At 38.1% G+C, this 18164-nt stretch carries 15 protein-coding genes; 1 reads left to right on the top strand and 14 read right to left on the bottom strand.

The annotated features are described in order from the left end of the window. Nucleotides 1-135 precede the first annotated feature (135 nt). The 6 genes from N7931_RS17875 to N7931_RS17850 form a co-directional block, all read right to left on the bottom strand. Complete coding sequence (locus tag N7931_RS17875; protein ID WP_262795713.1) at nucleotides 136-282, bottom strand: hypothetical protein; 147 nt, start codon at nucleotides 280-282, stop codon at nucleotides 136-138. A gap of 182 nt (nucleotides 283-464) precedes the next feature. Beyond that, the gene (locus N7931_RS17870; protein ID WP_262795712.1) at nucleotides 465-4487 is read right to left on the bottom strand and encodes a cobaltochelatase subunit CobN; all 4023 of its coding nucleotides are present in this window, start codon (nucleotides 4485-4487) and stop codon (nucleotides 465-467) included. Nucleotides 4488-4489: 2 nt separating this feature from the next. Further along, the gene (locus tag N7931_RS17865) at nucleotides 4490-4804 is read right to left on the bottom strand and encodes a DUF2149 domain-containing protein (RefSeq protein WP_262795711.1); all 315 of its coding nucleotides are present in this window, start codon (nucleotides 4802-4804) and stop codon (nucleotides 4490-4492) included. Next, a complete protein-coding gene (locus N7931_RS17860; RefSeq protein WP_262795710.1) occupies nucleotides 4791-5390 on the bottom strand; it encodes a MotA/TolQ/ExbB proton channel family protein in 600 nt (199 codons plus the stop codon). The genes N7931_RS17865 and N7931_RS17860 overlap by 14 nt, the downstream gene beginning before the upstream one ends. A 72-nt stretch (nucleotides 5391-5462) precedes the next feature. Further along, entirely contained in the window at nucleotides 5463-6572 is a 1110-nt protein-coding gene (locus N7931_RS17855) for an HmuY family protein (RefSeq protein ID WP_262795709.1), read from the bottom strand. A gap of 78 nt (nucleotides 6573-6650) precedes the next feature. Further along, a complete protein-coding gene (locus N7931_RS17850; protein WP_262795708.1) occupies nucleotides 6651-8624 on the bottom strand; it encodes a TonB-dependent receptor plug domain-containing protein in 1974 nt (657 codons plus the stop codon). 299 nt (nucleotides 8625-8923) lie between these two features. Between N7931_RS17850 and N7931_RS17845 the strand changes: the two genes are divergently transcribed. Next, a complete protein-coding gene (locus N7931_RS17845; protein ID WP_262795707.1) occupies nucleotides 8924-9682 on the top strand; it encodes a substrate-binding periplasmic protein in 759 nt (252 codons plus the stop codon). A 65-nt stretch (nucleotides 9683-9747) separates the two neighbouring features. On the opposite strand, the gene N7931_RS17840 is transcribed toward N7931_RS17845, so the two are convergent. From N7931_RS17840 to N7931_RS17805, 8 genes are all read right to left on the bottom strand, one after another. Next, complete coding sequence (locus tag N7931_RS17840) at nucleotides 9748-10095, bottom strand: DMT family protein (protein WP_262795706.1); 348 nt, start codon at nucleotides 10093-10095, stop codon at nucleotides 9748-9750. A gap of 187 nt (nucleotides 10096-10282) precedes the next feature. Then, nucleotides 10283-10615 (bottom strand): DMT family transporter, encoded by a 333-nt coding sequence (locus N7931_RS17835; protein WP_262795705.1) that lies wholly within the window; start codon nucleotides 10613-10615, stop codon nucleotides 10283-10285. Between the two features lie 141 nt (nucleotides 10616-10756). Beyond that, nucleotides 10757-12400 carry a chaperonin GroEL gene (gene groL / locus N7931_RS17830; RefSeq protein ID WP_262795704.1) on the bottom strand — a complete coding sequence of 548 codons (1644 nt, stop codon included), beginning with the start codon at nucleotides 12398-12400 and terminating at the stop codon, nucleotides 10757-10759. Between the two features lie 56 nt (nucleotides 12401-12456). After that, nucleotides 12457-12747, bottom strand: a complete 291-nt coding sequence (locus N7931_RS17825; RefSeq protein WP_262795703.1) for a co-chaperone GroES — start codon at nucleotides 12745-12747, stop codon at nucleotides 12457-12459. A gap of 183 nt (nucleotides 12748-12930) precedes the next feature. After that, nucleotides 12931-13506, bottom strand: coding sequence for a hypothetical protein (locus tag N7931_RS17820; RefSeq protein WP_262795702.1), 576 nt, complete (start codon nucleotides 13504-13506; stop codon nucleotides 12931-12933). Between the two features lie 146 nt (nucleotides 13507-13652). After that, nucleotides 13653-14294, bottom strand: a complete 642-nt coding sequence (locus N7931_RS17815; RefSeq protein WP_262795701.1) for an MOSC domain-containing protein — start codon at nucleotides 14292-14294, stop codon at nucleotides 13653-13655. Nucleotides 14295-14422: 128 nt separating this feature from the next. After that, entirely contained in the window at nucleotides 14423-16903 is a 2481-nt protein-coding gene (locus N7931_RS17810; protein WP_262795700.1) for a TonB-dependent receptor, read from the bottom strand. A gap of 211 nt (nucleotides 16904-17114) precedes the next feature. After that, the gene (locus N7931_RS17805) at nucleotides 17115-17756 is read right to left on the bottom strand and encodes a hypothetical protein (protein WP_262795699.1); all 642 of its coding nucleotides are present in this window, start codon (nucleotides 17754-17756) and stop codon (nucleotides 17115-17117) included. Nucleotides 17757-18164: the final 408 nt, after the last annotated feature.

Below are 18164 nucleotides of genomic sequence, written 5' to 3'. Positions count from 1 at the left end.
AATCAGCCTGTTATATAGTTATAGAATAAATATTAGATCGTGCACTATTAAATTCGATTGTTGGGATTCGCTTCGCTCGACCCAACCTACGAAAATTGAATAATAACTAACATTAAGCCGGTATAACGAGCAGATTTATACCGGCTTATTTGAATTTAATTTCAGTTGCTCGATTTCAAGCTGCTTCATCTCTTTTTTATGATTAAGATACATAGCAAACATGGCAATCGATATTCCAAAAATCACACAGATACTTAAAAATCCCCACAAGTTAATCGACATTTTTTGCTCCTTTAATTTTTATTTAGCGAGGTAATGGCTGGGTTTTGTTTTTAAACATCATTAACTTTAATCTGATTTATTGATTTGTCCATTTGCAGCAAAGTATTTGTAGCCGAAAACAAAACAACCACGCTAGGCGTGGTTGTTTATGTTAATTGCGTTAATTAGAGCAATGTAAGCGTTTATTTTTTAGGCCAGTATTGCCTTAATGCGCCAATAAAAATAAATAACAAACAGGCTGCGAATAAATAATACAAAGTATAATCCGGCTCTGAGTTATTTTGATTTTGTTTAACCTGCTCAAGTTTTTGTCCACTTACCTGCTGATTTTCGCCAGATGCGATTTCAACGGCTGGCATCTCAGGGCTTGGTAAAGTTAAATCTAAACCAAAACCTTGCCCGCCTTGCTCAACAAATGTTTTTAATTTGTCGTTATCAACCACTAAGTCATATTTAACCACTAATTGCTGGTAACGCTGCATCATGTTTTTCAGCGTTTCGCTATCGGCCTGCCAGTAGTCTTTGCGATTGGCTTCTAACATTCGCTCTAACATATCGGCCTGAGATCTTGGGTTAATTTGTTCAAACCACTGGTTAATATCCAACTCAAGTTTATCTTCTACATAAACCTGATAAAACTCTTGCCACTGATCTGCCCTCACTAAATTAGGGTCCATCACTTGCCAGCCAAAAAAGTTATTTAAATTACTCGCCATAGTGACAGCGCCGCTATAACCCTCTTTTTTCATTTCTTCAATCCAGCGCTTATGAAAATTGCGGGTGCGTAGCTCTTTAGCTAAAAATGTGGCGGCATTTTCTGATTTAGCCTGATTTGCATCGCGTAAATTGCTGATCCGCATTTCAGGTGATTGACCATCCAGATTACGTACCGCTAAAGCTAAGCCGCCAAAATACTGAAATGGATCATCTGAACTTAACATACCAAAAATATTGGATGAGCGGGAAAACATAGCAATATCAGTCCCCGATAAGGTTTTAGCATATAAATTAACCTTATCTAGTTTTTCACCCCACCGGCTATTGTCTTCACCATATATGTAACTCATGCGGGCTAAATATAAATCAGCCAGTTTGCTGTCTTGCTCCCACGACCCAGAAGCTATGGTTGAATCCCCTAAACCTGAACCATAATTACCTGATTCATTTGAAAATATTCGCACACTCGATAAATATTCTGCTTCGTCTGCATCTACTCCGGCTTGGGTTAATTCTAGTTTTACTTTTTGGCTGTTATCCCAAAGTGAGTTATTGGCTTCTTTTAACTCGGTAATTTCGCGGATCGCTTTTGCCATCCATAACATAACGTTAGGAAATGCATCTCGGTATAAACCGGTTGCCGATAATACAACATCAACCCGAGGGCGTTTTAATTCGCTGGCCGGAATAATTTCCGTTCCAGTGACCCGTCCGTCACTACTCCACACAGGTTTAACCCCAATTGCCGCCAATACTTGCGATTCAAGTACCCCATAATGTCGCATGGTTTCCATCGACCATAACGAAAACGCTAACTTATCAGGATAACGCCCATGTTGTTGATAATATTGAGCAATAGTTTGCTCGGTTAATTCTCGGCCTTGTTCATAAGCAGCTTTAGTTGGTACTCGTGCAGGATCAAATCCGTATAGGTTGTAGCCAGTTGCCAGCGAATCGGGATGCCGAATAGGATCGCCACCCGTTTTAACCGGAATATAAGCGCCATTTAATGCAGCGCTTAAATGTTCCAGCTCTTTAATACCGGTAAAGTTTTGATACAGGGTTTGAGCTTTATTTAGTTGCTCAATCAGCTCAGCCGATAAATGCTCACTTGATTGCCCTTCAATCACATAATTTTTAATGAGCTGATAACCCGGAATATCGGCAATATCGCCGGTGATAAAGTCTTTATGTTCATCGATATCCTGCTGATGAAAATGCGCCTCACCACCATGTTCATGTTCGGCGTCAAACTCAATTGCCAATTGGCGAAAGCTGCTTCCCATCATTTGAACCAGAGTAGAAATAATCAATTTTTGCTCCGGCAATTCACCAAAGGTATGTAACCCTAATGGCTGATTTTGAGTTGCTAACTCTTCAAGATAAATATGCAGTTCAGCTAAAAAGTTATCAAAATCCTGTTTAATTTGCTCATTTGTCCAGCCAATATCCTGACAAATATTTTCGTCAAAACAGCGCTGGCTAATTTGCTTTGCGGTTTTTTGTTTAACGCCGCCTTGATCCATCGCTTTATATTGATGCATTAACTCGTGCAAATCTGCAATTTGTGATTGCAAACCAGCAGCGGCAAAAGGTGGTGTCATGTGAGCAATAATGGTTGCACTGCCACGGCGTTTAGTTTGCATTGCTTCACCCACATCATCCACAATAAACGGATAAATGACCGGCGTATGCCATGTTGCTAAATTGCTTTGATCATACAAAGATAATCCGCGCTCTTTACCCGGCAAATATTCATGCGAGCCATGAGTGCCCAAATGCACGATTGCATCACTTGCCCAATACGCTCTGGCATAATAGTAAGCCGCCAGATAATAATGATTCATCGGGATAGATTCTTCATGATAATACTTTTGTTCATCTTGTTGATTTTCAGAGCGTGGCGGTTGGCGCATAACCAGCATATTGCCGTTACGAATCCGCGGGATCACAAAATATTTTTGACCATTTTGCTCTGTCATCATAAAAGTTTTTGAACCGGCTTCACCCCAAAATTCATTAATCGGTGCTTTAACGTTTTCAGGTAATTGATTAAACCAGCTTAAATATTCATCCAGCGGTAATAACTCGGCTAAATCATTTTTTATTAATTTATCCAGCTCAAAACTGCGATAAAAAGGACTTAAAATATCATCCACTTTTGCGGTGTAATAATCTGTGTTAACCGCATTAATCTGATAACCTTGTTGATTAAGCGTATTTGAGATACTGCGTAAGCTTTCCGGCACGTTTAAATACGATGCGCCGACATCACTGTCACCCCAAACCATAACCGTGATCTTTTTATCCTGATTTTGTTTATGTTTTAAATTAGACCAGTTTGCCGCGCGTGAAACTAAATGATCTAGTTGATAATCTATAATTTGGGTTTCACCGGTTTTATGATCCATTCCGGCAACAATAATGGGATCAGTCACCCCAGCCGATTCTGGCAAGACCAATAAAAATGGCGCCATATTAGGCGTAATCCCCTGCGAACTAGCCTCCCAATCAGCCTGAGTGCCATCGTAATAAGTTAACCCTTGTAAAACCGGCACACCTAATTTTTCAAACTCGGCTTTGCGTTTACTTGCCCAGTGAATAGCACGGTAGTTAATAATTGCATCAATTGCCACTGTGTCGTTTTGGGTTAATAAATAGCTGTAATCACCAGCTGCCGGACTTAAATCAAAATAAAATGCAACCGGAGTAATATTTTTAGCTTCCAATTTTTTGATAGTGGCATCCACTAAATTTGTACTGGCCGATTCAATTAAATTACGGGCAAATAAAATGCCTACCCGCTGCTGGTTTGCATTTGGGTTTTGAGTTGGCTGCTGTTGATTTATCCAACTTAAATAAGGGGCTAGGTTTTCAAATACTTTATTGTCGGCATTGGGGTGATAAATACCGGCCGTTGGAAAAATAATTGGCGGTAAAACTTTATTTTGCTTTATATTTTTATCATTCGCGTTAGCAGCATTAAATACATTTACAGCTAAAAATTGAGCCAGCCGCTGCATATTATCTTGGCCACCATTGTCATAATAAGCAGCAATATCAGCCTGTTCAGATTGGCTTAACCCCAAGTTAAGAGCTTTATTTTCTGCCCAGTTAAGGGCAATAAATTTAGTTTGGCTGCTTTGATTAACCGCCGCAGTTAATGGAGCAAACTGAGCAAAACTAGCGTTTGCATCACGCACAGAAACACCACTAAATATTACGAGTTTATATTGTGAAAACTGGGCTTTAGCCTTGTTTAAGTCGTCTAAATCTTTGGCTGACTGATGACTCAAAACTATGTTTTGTGCCTCAGCAGCTTGTTTAAATAAATTAACTTTTGCCATATTTTTATGGCTTCCGCTGATAAATAAAATATTATCGGCACTGCTTGCGCTAAAACAGCTTAACAAACAGATAAAGCCAGTTAAAACCTTAATGGTTAACCGGCATTTTTTAATTAATTGAACCAACATTTTTGTACTCATTGTTATTCTGTTTTTTCAGGAATATAAACGATTGAGCCATCTGCCATTTTATAAGCGACACCGGCTTTAACTCCCTGACCTGACCCTATTTCTCCGCTGCTTTTATAGGTTTCTATGGTTTCGCCATTTTTTATAATCATTTCCATATCTGGCTGACCGGCATTTTTAATCACAGTGACGTTTTCTTCTAAAAACGGATTCATTGGATTTTGTGCAATAGCAATTAATAAAGCGGCAATTAACACTAAAAAAACATCAACTAAATTAACTACAGACAAGGCCGGATTGTTTGATTCGTCTTCATCAAGCAGCCGCATCTTGTTTCTCCGGATCAGACGATATTGGGCGGGTAAACGGAATGAGTTGATGATTATCGTCAGTAATAGCCACTAGCTCTTCTGCCAACCAACGCTTTTTAACACTGGCAATCCAAAAAGTGACTGACGCAATCACTAAACCAAAAATAACCGCTGAAAACGCAATAATCAGGTTTTCACTAATGCCCTTCACATCGCCATCGGCCAAACTTTTTAGTGCTGGCCCCATTGGGATCATAGTGGCAATTAACCCTAACATTGGCGCTAACCGGCTAACATTACGTACCGTTTCTAATTCTTTTAATGCGGCAACATCTAATAAGTCTTTACTGATATGTTTGCCGTTTATTTTGGCTTTTTGTACCAGAGCCGCCAGCGGGTAGCCTTGTAGTTTTTGCGCGCTGCTTGTATCTCCGCCTAAAAAGCTGGAAAAGTGAAACAGGTTTTGTTTGCGCTGTAATGCCTGTGCACTGCACTGACCAATAGCAAACAAACTATAGATAAACAATAAAATAAGCAGAATAAGTACAGGTGCCATAAAAAAGTCTGACATCAGGTACATCATATTTTCGATTTGAGTGATCATTTTAATTAGCTTTTACGATAAGTGGCTTAAACCTGCACAACCTTTGATGGCTGTGCAGGTTTGGGTGAAGGATTATTCGGTTAATGCATCCGCACGGAAACTGTAGTTACCTGATTCACCAGCTTCGTTGTAATAGCTGGTAATTTGTAATTTGTAGGTTGCTGTTGGCGTTTTAACTAAATACACACCATATTGTGACCAAAGTTTATGATTGCCTTCAAGGTTGTAGGCATACCAACTGGCTTGATCAAACGCACGTACATTATAAATATCAGATTGGAAATAATAATAACGTAATACACTGGTATCTATGCCGGTATGTTCGTTGGAAAAATCTTGAATAGCGGTCGCATCTGACGCCAAATGCATCTCAAAACTAGCAGCACTGTTGTCATCATTACAAGGTAAATAAATATCGTAAGCATCAGTTGAGGCAACCGCAGCTTTTAAATCAAAATCGATATAAACACCTGACCATGCAGCACAAGCAGCAATTGCATCAATGCTTAATTCAGTTTCTGTATCAAACTCAGTAGCTGAAATACCTTGATTAGCAATGCCCAGCTTAAATGAGCCAAGGTAGCGTCCTTCTGTAGTGATTTCAGTAAAACGGAATTTACTAAAAGTATCATCTGAGTTAACCACAAAATAGTGGTCATCTGCTGCTGTTACAATATGAGTGGTCATATCATAATTATAAAAACCATCTAAAATATTTAAGCTTTGGTCGGCCACAAATGCACTGTCGTCAGCCGGTACATCCGCCAGAGTGACTGAGGTGTAATCTTCTAGCTCTGTTTCAGCTGTTGCTGCTAAAAACTTTTCTGTTACCGCTGTGCCTTGCTCATCATAAAAATCGGCGTTGTTGGCAGTAAAATAAGCCACTGTGGTATTATCTGCATGGGTATTTAAATAAACACCAGTACGCTTAAATGCAATATCCCAGTCGGCATTGACAATCGCTTCTTCTTCGGTTAGTTCCAGTGCTGTGCCTGCATCTAAATCAAAATAAACAAAATTTGAATCAGATGATGTACCTGTACTGTATGGACCATAAGCAGAAACAACCGGCGTATTATCTTCTTTATCTTGCTCGGTATTATCGTTTGAATCTGAACTGCTGCCGCAAGCTGTTAAAGCTAAAGTTAAACTGGCAAGTGGTAAAAAGTGTAAATATTTCATTATTATATCTCTCTTAAATGTTTTAAAACGAATCCTTTTGTGACAACTCCATTTGAATCTATTCCTGCATAAAAATGGTTAAAACTGATAATTTGCGCCCAGATAAATCCGTCGGCTCGAAGTTGGTCTGGCATCAAAGGCACCGGCTCTTAATTGATTTTCATCAACATGAGTATCAAATATATTGTCAACCCCAAAGCGCCAGCCAAGCTGCTGAGTGATTTGCTGGCTAAAGTTAAAGTTCCAGCTACTCCAGCTGTTATTGGCAACCTGATTAAAATCTGTGCTAACGGCTTCATCTGCCTGATACAGCCAGTACAAAAGCAGGTCAATATCGTATTGGCTTAAACTGTAGGCAAAGTTACTTTTTATTTGGTGACGCGGGCGATCGGTTAGCCGCTGTCCGGCCTCATTTTTAGCGTCTAAATAGCTGTAATTAAACTGATACCGCCATTGGGTTAAATTAAGTTGAGCACTTATGTCAAAGCCTGAGATATCAGCCGATTCAATATTCTGATAACGCGATATTTCGTACTCATAATTAACATCGGCGGTTGCCTGCGCGTCATATTGTGATTCAATTAAATCATCGACTTTTGAAAAATGACCATGTAATTCGAGTTTTAAATCGGCTTGTTTATTCCACACCGGGGTGCGCAAAGTCATGCTTGAATTTATTGCATTAGAGACTTCGGGTTGCAGGTTTTCATTACCTAAAACCATGTAACCTAAACTACGGTGATCAAAACGATAAAAACGTTCTTTAAGATTAGGTACACGATAGCCCTGACCCAAATCTGTACGCCACTCAATCTGTGCCTGATTAAATTTTTGTTTTATTAAGCCGGAAATACTGGCTGCTGAATGGCCGCCAAAATCTGAATCGTTTTGTGCCCGAATCCCACCCATAAGTTGCCAGTTTTGTTCAATCCAATTTAATTGGCTAAAGGCTTCAACACTGTTTCTGCTTTTGGCGTCAATTTCAGCTTGCTCGCTGCTCGCTACTTTGGCTTGATCGAGTCCGTCATAATGAACAACCCCTCCAGCAACCCACTCCCATTGCTCACCTTGCCAGACTTTTTGACCGTCAAGTTCAGCTAATACAATTTCGGTATCTCTTAAACTACCGGTTTGGCCGCTGGTTTCTTGATGTTGCATCACACGAGCGTTTACTTTCCAAGGTTGCTTTACGCTTGACGATGCCAATAAAGTATCAAACTGATGTCGGGTGACATCTGACTGGTAATACAAATAACCGGCAGACTGACCCGGAATGCGTGATAAAACTTTTTGTTTATCTTCTTCAAAATATTGATATTTAAAACTGGTCGTGAACGTTTTAAAGTTTTTACTTACACTAAAGTTGGCAAAGGTTTTATCAACACCAATAGCTGACTGGCTGCTAGATGATTCGTCGTAATCAAAACCCGGATTAGAGATGTAGCTTAAATTGGTTGCTAATTGCCAGTCAGCCAGATTAATGCCGGTATTTAGCCTAACCTGATGCTCTAAGGTTTGATCGATTTGATTATCTGCATAATTGGCTAATTGATAACTCAACCGAGTTTGAGTTTGCGCCTGAGTGTCGGTAATTATATTTATCACCCCACCCATAGCGGCACTACCATATAAAACGGCTGCACTGCCTCGGATAATTTCAATATGTCGGATATTTGCTAAACCAATTTGGTCTAAATCAACAGCTGAACCTGTTGGCGTAATAAGCGGCTGGCTATTTAATAAAACTAAAACGTTATCGCTGTCAAAGCCTTGCATTTGAATGGTATAGCCGTCTTTTTGGTTGCGCATCACAACCAAACCCGGAATATAATTAAGTGCTTCTGCCAGTGTCCCTTGACTCACTTTTAATAAATCTTCGGCTTCAATAACCTGCACAGAAACTGGTGAATCACTGAGTAATTTTGCGGTGCGAGTACCGGATACAACAATATGTTCCATTTGGGCTTGAGCTGTCGATTCAGCCCAAGCCAAAGGCGCTACACTACAAGCGCTAACAATAATAAATCCATTTAGGTATTTAAACCTAACCATAGAAAACCAAACATGAAATGAGAATGGTTCGCATTTTAATTAAATTAAATGCAATTGCAAATTATTTTTATTATCAATTTTATTTTGTAGCTTTATGTTAAATGTGACGTGCATGTTTTTAACATATGCTACTAAACGACAACTATTGCATTAACCTAGGGCATTCACTTAGAATCTCAAGGAATTGTCCGTTTGTTGTTACCTAATACCTTTTGTCTTAACCAAATTCAGGTTTAAATTTCCATGTTTTTAATAGTTTTTGTTCATTGCTTTTTACATTTTCCATTGGTTAAATTCCCGTGAAAATAGCCTTTCGGTCTATAGCTGTTATATTTGCTCTCTACTTACTTTGCTTTAATGCCTATTCGAAAGAAAACTTAATCTTTGCTACTTTTCCTATCCCACTAATGGTAAAAAACGAAGAATCGGGTTTATTCGTTGAATTAACAAAAGCAATTGCAGCTCGAGCTAATCTGAATATAGAAATTAAAGTGCTCCCGCCCAAGCGAGCTATATATTATTTTTTGGAACAAAAAGTAGATGCTCTCTTTCCCGGATTAGATTTTAGCTTTCCTCAAGACGCACAGTACTTAAAATCTAAAGAACTCATTTATATCAAACAGGATTTTGCTTTTTCATTAAAAAGTAAACCTCTAATAAACTCATTTAATGATCTCATTAAATATAAAATAGGCATTACTCGTGGCTACCCATATTCTCGGGAACTTATAGAAAATGAACAATTTAATCTATCAATTGCTGAAAGTGATGAAAGCAATATAAAAAAGCTAGTCAATGGGAGAATTGATGCTTTTGTTGTTGAAGAGTTTTCAGGTATTCAGGCATTTTCACAAACGGGTTATGAGCACTTAATACAATATAACCCACATGCTCCTTTATCTAGTCAAGATGTTTTTTATGCTTTTCAATTAACGATAAAAGGCAAAAAATTGTCTGAAAAGATCTCTAAAGTTTTAAAAGCAATGAAAGACGATGGAAGCTACCAAAAAATAATGAATAGAGTTAATAACACAAAAAACCTCAAACCTGCAGATTAGAAGAGTTATTGTTAATTTATCAGTAACGACACTAGAGTTATCGGAACCTATCATATTTTGAGTATTTAAAACTTGCTTCTAAACGCAAAATAAACAGCACCAACTAAACATAAACCAGCCCATAAATAATCTAATTTAAGTGGCTCTTTTAAGTACATAACCGAAAATGGTACAAATACCATTAGTGTAATCACTTCTTGTAAAATTTTAAGCTGCCCAACATTCAACTCAGTATAACCAATCCGGTTAGCCGGTACTTGCAATAAGTATTCAAATAAAGCGATCCCCCAGCTTATCAAAGCCGCGATAATCCAAGGTTTATTATTCAGCTCTTTTAAATGAGCATACCAAGCAAATGTCATAAAAATATTACTGCAAATTAATAAACCAATACTGATAATAATTGGATTCATATTTAATTTCCGACTAATGATAAAACTGGCTAAAGTTTACTGCCTAATTAAGTATTAAAAATTTAGAATCGTTTTTTAAGCACGAACTAATGAACCTCTGCTCTGGATAAGAAGTTAACTAATACCTTAAACTTATCGGCTGCTAGTTTAAATTCGTTTTTTAGTGGTTATTTTTTCTGAGTTAAGGTTAATGACTAACACTATTGGAAAAAATATTAATAACAGCAACACCAGCAATAATTAATAGCAACCCTAATACTGCTGCTAAATCCAATTTTTGTCCAAAATAAAATAGCCCAACCAAAGTCACTAATACAATACCTAAACCAGACCAAATAGCATACGCAATGCCTACAGGTATGGTTTTAAGCACTACCGCCAAACAATAAAACGCAATACCATATCCGGCGACCACTAAAATAGTTGGGATAGTTTTTTCAAAACCATCTGATGCTTTTAACGCACTGGTTGCAATCACCTCTGCCACAATGGCAATGGCTAAATAAATATAATGGTTCATTTTAATCTGTCCTTTTGCTGTTTTTAAACAAACTATCACTCAAGTGGGTTTAACACTGATGGTTGGTAATTAACTTCTAAAAAGTAAAAACCCAGCCGAAGCTGGGTTTTTAAAAAGCTTAGATGCTTGGGAAGATGTTTATCACATCATGCCGCCCATTCCACCCATGCCGCCCATGCCACCCATATCAGGTGCACCAGCTTCATCTTTAGGAATGTCAGTTACCATAGCTTCTGTTGTGATCATTAAACCAGCTACAGATGCTGCAAATTGTAATGCGCTACGTGTTACTTTAGTTGGATCTAAAATACCCGCTTCTAACATATCACCGTAAGTATCGTTACCTGCGTTGTAACCAAAGTTTGCAGTACCTTCTTTAACTTTGCTAACAACAACAGATGCTTCTTCACCTGCGTTAGATACGATTTGACGCATTGGCGCTTCCATTGCACGTAGTGCAACTTTAATACCGTGGTTTTGGTCTTCGTTGTCTGCTGTTAATTCAGCAATTTTTGCTGCAACACGTACTAATGCAACACCACCACCCGGTACAACACCTTCTTCAACCGCCGCGCGAGTAGCGTGTAACGCATCTTCAACACGTGCTTTTTTCTCTTTCATTTCAACTTCTGTTGCTGCACCTACTTTAATAACTGCAACACCACCAGCTAATTTAGCTAAACGCTCTTGAAGTTTTTCTTTGTCGTAATCTGAAGTTGATTCTTCGATTTGACCACGGATTTGAGCAACACGTGATTTGATGTTTTCTTCTTCACCAACACCATCAATAATGGTTGTATTGTCTTTAGAGATAACAACACGTTTTGCCTGACCTAAATCTTCTAATTGAGCTTTTTCAAGTTCTAAACCGATTTCTTCAGAGATAACCGTTGCGCTGGTTAATACCGCGATATCTTGTAACATGGCTTTACGGCGATCACCAAAACCAGGTGCTTTAACCGCTGCAACTTTCACAATACCACGCATGTTGTTTACAACTAAAGTAGCTAATGCTTCGCCTTCTAAATCTTCTGCGATGATTAATAACGGCTTGCCCGCTTTAGCAACTGCTTCTAATGTTGGTAATAATTCACGGATATTAGATACTTTTTTATCTACTAATAAAATAAATGGGTTATCTAAATCAACTGTGCCATTTTCAGCGTTGTTGATGAAATATGGTGATAAATAACCACGGTCAAACTGCATACCTTCAACTACGTCTAATTCGTTTTGAAGTGCCTGACCTTCTTCAACTGTGATAACACCTTCTTTACCTACTTTCTCCATTGCGCTGGCGATGATTTCACCAATTTCGCTATCTGAGTTAGCAGAGATAGTACCAACTTGAGCGATTGCTTTGTTATCTGCACATGGTTGAGATAAAGCTTTTAATTCAATTACCGCAGCTGCTACAGCTTTGTCGATACCGCGTTTTAAATCCATAGGATTCATACCCGCAGCTACCGCTTTTAAACCTTCGTTTACAATGGCTTGCGCTAGTACAGTTGCAGTTGTTGTACCGTCACCAGCTTCGTCATTTGCTTTAGACGCGACTTCTTTAACCATTTGCGCGCCCATGTTTTCAAACTTATCTTCAAGTTCGATTTCTTTAGCAACTGATACACCATCTTTAGTGATTAAAGGTGCGCCAAATGATTTATCTAAAACTACGTTACGGCCTTTTGGACCTAGAGTAACTTTAACTGCGTTAGCTAAGATGTTTACACCTGCAAGCATTTTTACGCGTGCGTCTTCACCGAATTTTACGTCTTTTGCTGCCATAATATTTATTTCCTAAGATACTGTTAAATAGTGATAAAAATGAATTAAAGTTAAGATTAACCTTCAATAACACCTAAAATGTTATCTTCTCTCATGATTAATACTTCTTCGCCGTCAATTTTTTCTACTTTTTCAATGTAGTTACCAAATAAAACGGTTTCGCCAACTTTGATGTCAACAGCTTTCACCTGACCATTATCTAAAGTGCGGCCATTACCAACAGCCAATACTTCACCTTTAGATGACTTTTCTGCAGCACTGCCTGTTAAAACGATACCGCCAGCCGATTTAGTTTCTACATCTAAGCGCTTAACGATAACGCGATCATTTAAAGGACGAATATTCATCTTCTCCATTCTCCTGAGAAATTAATTAACACTATATTGTTTGTTTTAAAAAACCGATACATTAAGTACCAGTAAATTTGAGATGATTGTTAAATGGGGTTTGTGATTAACAAAACAAGGGGAAAATTGAATATTTTTTAATTTTTTTTTAGGCGGTAATATCACCGCCTAAAATTAGTACTATCAAATTTTATTACGACGGACAAACATCAAGGCTAAAGCGGACATGAAGATACCTAGACTGTATGGCTCATGAACGGGGATGGCTAAACTAGATGAATAAGTATATACATAGCGCATCCAATCTGTTCCTTCATAAATATCAATCTCGCTTCCTGCACGCCAACCGTTTAAAACATAAACAGGTGTTAATAAATCATGTTCCCATTCTGCACCATCTGTGCTGGTATGCCAGCTTAATCTATCATTTTCATCTATACCTTCAATGTCAGCAGCATTTTGTTCAATTAAATCATCAATACCAGCAAAGCCCATTGATAATCCATTAAAATACCACTGAGAACCATTCGCGGCATGTGTTTCATTTTTTGCTGTATAGGTAGTAATGTCGCTAAACATTGCAGCAGCAAGTAAGGCTAGTGAATCATCATTAGCTAACCCTGCGCCTAGCATTATGTAATCCCCACCACATTGGCTGAACATATCATTAATCGACGTTGAGTCCTCATAGTTACTACTATGACAAAGTGACCATTCCCATTCGCCGGTAATGGTTGATTTCATAATATTATTTTGCACACCAACAGGTATAAATCCTGCGATAGCAAAATGAGAAAAAACCAACATGAATAATGGAATTATATATTTCATAGTAACCTACTTCGAAACGTCTCAAGTAATTGAATTATAGCAAGCTTACAACATCATTTCTTAAAAATATGACTTTAGGTCAAATATTTTTCAATTTGCTCACGCCATTCTGGTGATAAAGCTTCAACTTGCAAAGCTTGCTGTAATACAGGCTTAGCCTCGGCTTTATCTGTATGAAAATAAGCATTAAACAAATCTAGGATTGAAACACTGTTTTGTTGTTTATGAATCAACTCAAAAGTATTGCCGACCGAAATATCGCCGCTTTCAATTACAGACAAATATAATCCGGTTTTTAATGAGTTAGAAAACAGTCTGGGCATTTTAGGCAAATCAAATTTAAGCCCAAGTTTAAAACACGGTACTCTGGGCTGAGTAACAGTTAATACAGCTTGGCCTAACTGAAATGTATCGCCAATATGAATGTCGTTTTCATCTAATAATGAAATGGTCAGGTTTTCGCCAAAACTGCCATAAGGTAACGCGGGTTGGTTTAACTCTTTTTGCCAAAAATCATAATGCTGATAACCATAGGCATATACTGCTTTACTAAAACCACCATGATTTTTTAAATCAGCGATTTCATCACCTTCAATATGGTCCGGCATAACTCTAACGGGTGAAGCAACCGGCTGTTTAAAAATACCCGTTTCAATTTGGCGCTCACCATAAGCAATGCTTTTTTTCTTGCCAACATTAATTGATAAAAGCTGCATAAGTTAATCCTTTTAAATAAACATTCAGATTTAATCTTAGCAGCTTTTAGCTTGGGCAGACAATGGCCGATTTTACTTGGATAATTGTTTAATAAAATAACTTAGCTAATTGAATAAGCTATTAATAATTAAAAATATCCTCGAAAACCAACTGCAAAATTACGTCCGAGTAGAGGCGCTTTTTCTTTTAAAAATGAAGAATGAACTAGCCCCAACTCATTCGTTAAATTCTGCGCTTTAAAATATAACGTTAAGTCTTGTGAAAAGCCGGATAAATAATAATTCGCGTTGAAATCAAGCACGGTATAACCATGCGTTTCGCTTTCATATGCTTCGATTTTATCTTGGGTAAAATATCTGTGCACACTCATATCTAAACTATAATCATCAGCCTGATAATTCACATTAGCGCCCACTCTAAGTGGTGGTGTTCTTGGTAAATCTGTCTTTTCATCAATTAGCTGCGCGCGGACATAATCAGACTGTAATTTAAACTTTAAAGCCTGATTGTATTGCCAGAAAATTTCAGCTTCGTAACCATATAATTTAGCATCCGCAGTATTAAATAAATAAACTGGCAGCAGAGCGTCATGCTCATGGGTTTCTTCAACGGCTGCTGATTCATCTTCATGCTCGGCATGCATAGGCGTTTGTAACCCTGTATGAGTCTGATAATAATAATTATCTACCCGGTTATAAAACAGGTTTAGTAAAAAGCCAATATCGCCTTCAAATTTACGTAAACTTAAATCGATATTATTTGAACGTTCCAGTTTGAGGCGGCTTTCGGTTATTTCAAAATGCGTTTCTGTTTCATCCTGATGAAGCTGATAAATAGCACCAATTTCATAAGTATTAGCCGCTAAATGCGGACCAAACGAAAACAATTCGGCACTGCTTGGCGCGCGCTCTGCTTGCGAATAAGATAACGCGATATTATAACCCGGTGTAAAATCCCATACCGTGCCAACTGACCAACTCAATGGATTAAATTCAAGTTGATTTAATTCTGCCAGCGATAAATGCTCATCCGATTCCTCTCCATGTGCGTGATCGTGCTCATCTTCGTCATGGTTTTCATCGATTGAATGTAAGTCTAATTCTTTAGCAAAATCGGGTTGGGCTTCAATATTAATGTGTTCAAATCTGGCACCTAACTGCACTAACCAATTGCCAAAATGTCGTTCTTCCATCCATGCCAGTGCATATTCCTCGGTACTGGACGCTGGGGTAAAAGCTTCTTCGCCAACAGCCGCTTGATCTGTTTTTTTGTAATGCAAGCTGATACCACCGCGCCAATCATCTAACGCCTTATGCATTAGCTCGGCACGGACTTCGTTTGATTCGTTAGTAAATAAAGTAGCAACTTGATTATCTTCAATTTCTTTGTGCTGATAATCGGTATAACCCGCTTTTAAATTAACTTGGTTAATAAAACCATCCGTTAGGTTTATCTCACTTAATAGCTGAACTCTGTGTTGGCGCATATCCGCATATACACCAGCTTCATCCTCGCTATGATCTGATTCTGTTTCTTCTTCATGACCATGTGAATGTCCGGGAATACCGTATTCTCTGTCTAAATATCCATAGGATAATCCAACAAACCCTTGGGCTGAGGCATGATTAAATAAATAGCTTGAACCTAATGTAAAACCGCTGGACTTTGCTTGGCTATTATTAACTTTGTCGATAGATTCTTGCTGATGAGATTCTGCTTCATCTTCATGCTCTTCGTCATGATCTTCTTCAAGTTGATAGCTTGGAATGTTATACGACTGGCTATCGCTCACAAATGCATCGGCATAGTAGGCAAAATTTTCAAGCCCAGATTTAACACTCAAACTCGCCTGCTTTTGCTGATTAACTGTATTATATTCAAGCTGATATTGCCCCTCGGTGACCGTATCTTTTGGAATACGTTGATCAACAATATTCACCACTCCACCAATTGCGCCGCTTCCAAAAAATAAAGTTGCCGGACCTCGTAAAATTTCGATTTGTTCAGCACTCGCCGCACTGGTTGCAACTGCGTGGTCTGGTCCAACTCTGGATACATCTCCGACATCTAATCCATTTTGTGCAATTAAAACTCGAGGCCCATCTAATCCTCTAATAATAGGTGAACTAGCCACCGAGCCATAAAAACTTGAATGCACCCCAACCTGATACTTCAAAGTATCGCCCAAGGTAGCGGCTTGCTGCGCTTTTAATTGCTCGCCAGATAAAATACTAACCGGCTGGGCAGATTCAATTTGAGAACCATGAAATGGGCTGGCAGTCACATCAATGACTTCAATGCTTGAAGAGTTAAGCTGAATAACTAAATCATTAACCCCTTGAGTTGGCACATCTAAATGCACATTTTTATGGGCAAACTGCTTGGCACTTAAATGCAATTCATAATGTCCGGGTTTAATATTATTAATACTAAATTGCCCGTTTGAATTAGTGGTAAATTTGGTATTAGTATCGATAAGTTCAACTTCTGCCTGACTAATTGGCTGGTTGTTATGATCTGTTACCTGACCTTGAATAAATTGAGCAATAGCAGAAAAAGGAAAAGCTAAAATGGTGACTGAGCAAGTAATTGATAGAGCGCGTTTCATTGTTATTTCTCTTTTTAAAATTCTCTTTTAAATACGTTATAACGTAACAATTAAAAAATGATACACTATAACATTTCAAAATAAAACCCTTGAAAATCATTTCGCACTAAAAATAAAAACGAATAAACACCATAAAAGAAAAAACCGTTTAAGTTAACTTAAACGGTTTTAAGCGCTTTTAATACATTTTGGGGATTAGCAGCTAACGGCGTTATTTCCACTCAACATATTTTTCGATCACGATTGGGATCAATTTTTGATAATGTTTGCGGGTAAAGCCTGTCGCCATTTCACTTAACCTGTAATGTAAAAGCGCCATCACTAACTCACGCGGCATATCGGTTTCTATCACTTGTTTATCTTCGGCTTTAACCTGTAATTGTTCGAGCTTTTCTAAACACAATTTATTACCAAACATCATGTGTAAAACAAAGTTAAACATAATAGTGGCTGCAATGAGCATGTAACCATAAATAAACAAGGTAAATTGGCTGGTTTCTTGCCCGCCTACATACCATGTAATCCCAAATACCGCAGCTAAAAGACAAATTAAACGGATGGTTAATTTAATTTCAACCTTGCTAATAAGCTGATAATAATACACTTTTAACCATTCGGCTTGCTCAGCAAATTTAGCATTAAGTTGTGGATCAAACTTAGCCGACTGTATATCTGCAATTGGCTGAACTGCACCTTTACAATTTGCACATTGTTTTTGGTTAAACCCTTTAGTTTTGCAAGATTTACATAAAAACTGAGCTTTAGTTAATAGCGGCGGCTGTTTGCAGTGGCTGCACTTTTTAGCATTTTGGTCATTTAGTTGACCACATTGCAGGCAAATCAAATCGTTCAAATCAGCTTCTCTTTTCAAACATAAAATTGCGCAGCAGTTTAGCCTAAGCCGCTATGAGATACCAGAACAGCTTTACACAAACAAAAAAGCAATTAACAGCTCAAACATGGTTTAGCTGTTAATTGCTTAAAAATGTTTATATACCTAAACGGATTAAGTTATTTAACCTCAACTCGGGTTAAGGTGTATTCTAACTAATTGAATTATTTAACCTTATCATTCTACATGGTTTCTAACGAGAATTTTTTTGTGCGGACAAGGCAAATTCACGCGTCAATAGCTAGTCTCGGCTTTAGTTCCGACGTCGCTCTATCTCCCCCATCCATGGGGTCGTATTGCAAGTGAATTTAACGCAGTACCCGCGAAAAAAGGCCGTTTGAAACATATTCATTAAACCGAATTGAGGTT

The organism is Catenovulum sp. 2E275 (genome assembly GCF_025515275.1).
Classification (GTDB): domain Bacteria; phylum Pseudomonadota; class Gammaproteobacteria; order Enterobacterales; family Alteromonadaceae; genus Catenovulum.
This window is presented reverse-complemented; position numbering and strand designations above follow the sequence as displayed.

Excerpts from the sequence above, each read along its gene's own strand:
- groL (WP_262795704.1), bottom strand. The coding sequence starts at position 12,400 with ATGGCAGCAAAAGACGTAAAATTCGGTGAAGACGCACGCGTAAAAATG.
- N7931_RS17855 (WP_262795709.1), bottom strand. The coding sequence starts at position 6,572 with ATGAAATATTTACACTTTTTACCACTTGCCAGTTTAACTTTAGCTTTA.
- N7931_RS17840 (WP_262795706.1), bottom strand. The coding sequence starts at position 10,095 with ATGAATCCAATTATTATCAGTATTGGTTTATTAATTTGCAGTAATATT.
- N7931_RS17810 (WP_262795700.1), bottom strand. The coding sequence starts at position 16,903 with ATGAAACGCGCTCTATCAATTACTTGCTCAGTCACCATTTTAGCTTTT.
- N7931_RS17870 (WP_262795712.1), bottom strand. The coding sequence starts at position 4,487 with ATGAGTACAAAAATGTTGGTTCAATTAATTAAAAAATGCCGGTTAACC.
- N7931_RS17865 (WP_262795711.1), bottom strand. The coding sequence starts at position 4,804 with ATGCGGCTGCTTGATGAAGACGAATCAAACAATCCGGCCTTGTCTGTA.
- N7931_RS17825 (WP_262795703.1), bottom strand. The coding sequence starts at position 12,747 with ATGAATATTCGTCCTTTAAATGATCGCGTTATCGTTAAGCGCTTAGAT.
- N7931_RS17835 (WP_262795705.1), bottom strand. The coding sequence starts at position 10,615 with ATGAACCATTATATTTATTTAGCCATTGCCATTGTGGCAGAGGTGATT.
- N7931_RS17850 (WP_262795708.1), bottom strand. The coding sequence starts at position 8,624 with ATGGTTAGGTTTAAATACCTAAATGGATTTATTATTGTTAGCGCTTGT.
- N7931_RS17860 (WP_262795710.1), bottom strand. The coding sequence starts at position 5,390 with ATGATCACTCAAATCGAAAATATGATGTACCTGATGTCAGACTTTTTT.
- N7931_RS17815 (WP_262795701.1), bottom strand. The coding sequence starts at position 14,294 with ATGCAGCTTTTATCAATTAATGTTGGCAAGAAAAAAAGCATTGCTTAT.
- N7931_RS17875 (WP_262795713.1), bottom strand. The coding sequence starts at position 282 with ATGTCGATTAACTTGTGGGGATTTTTAAGTATCTGTGTGATTTTTGGA.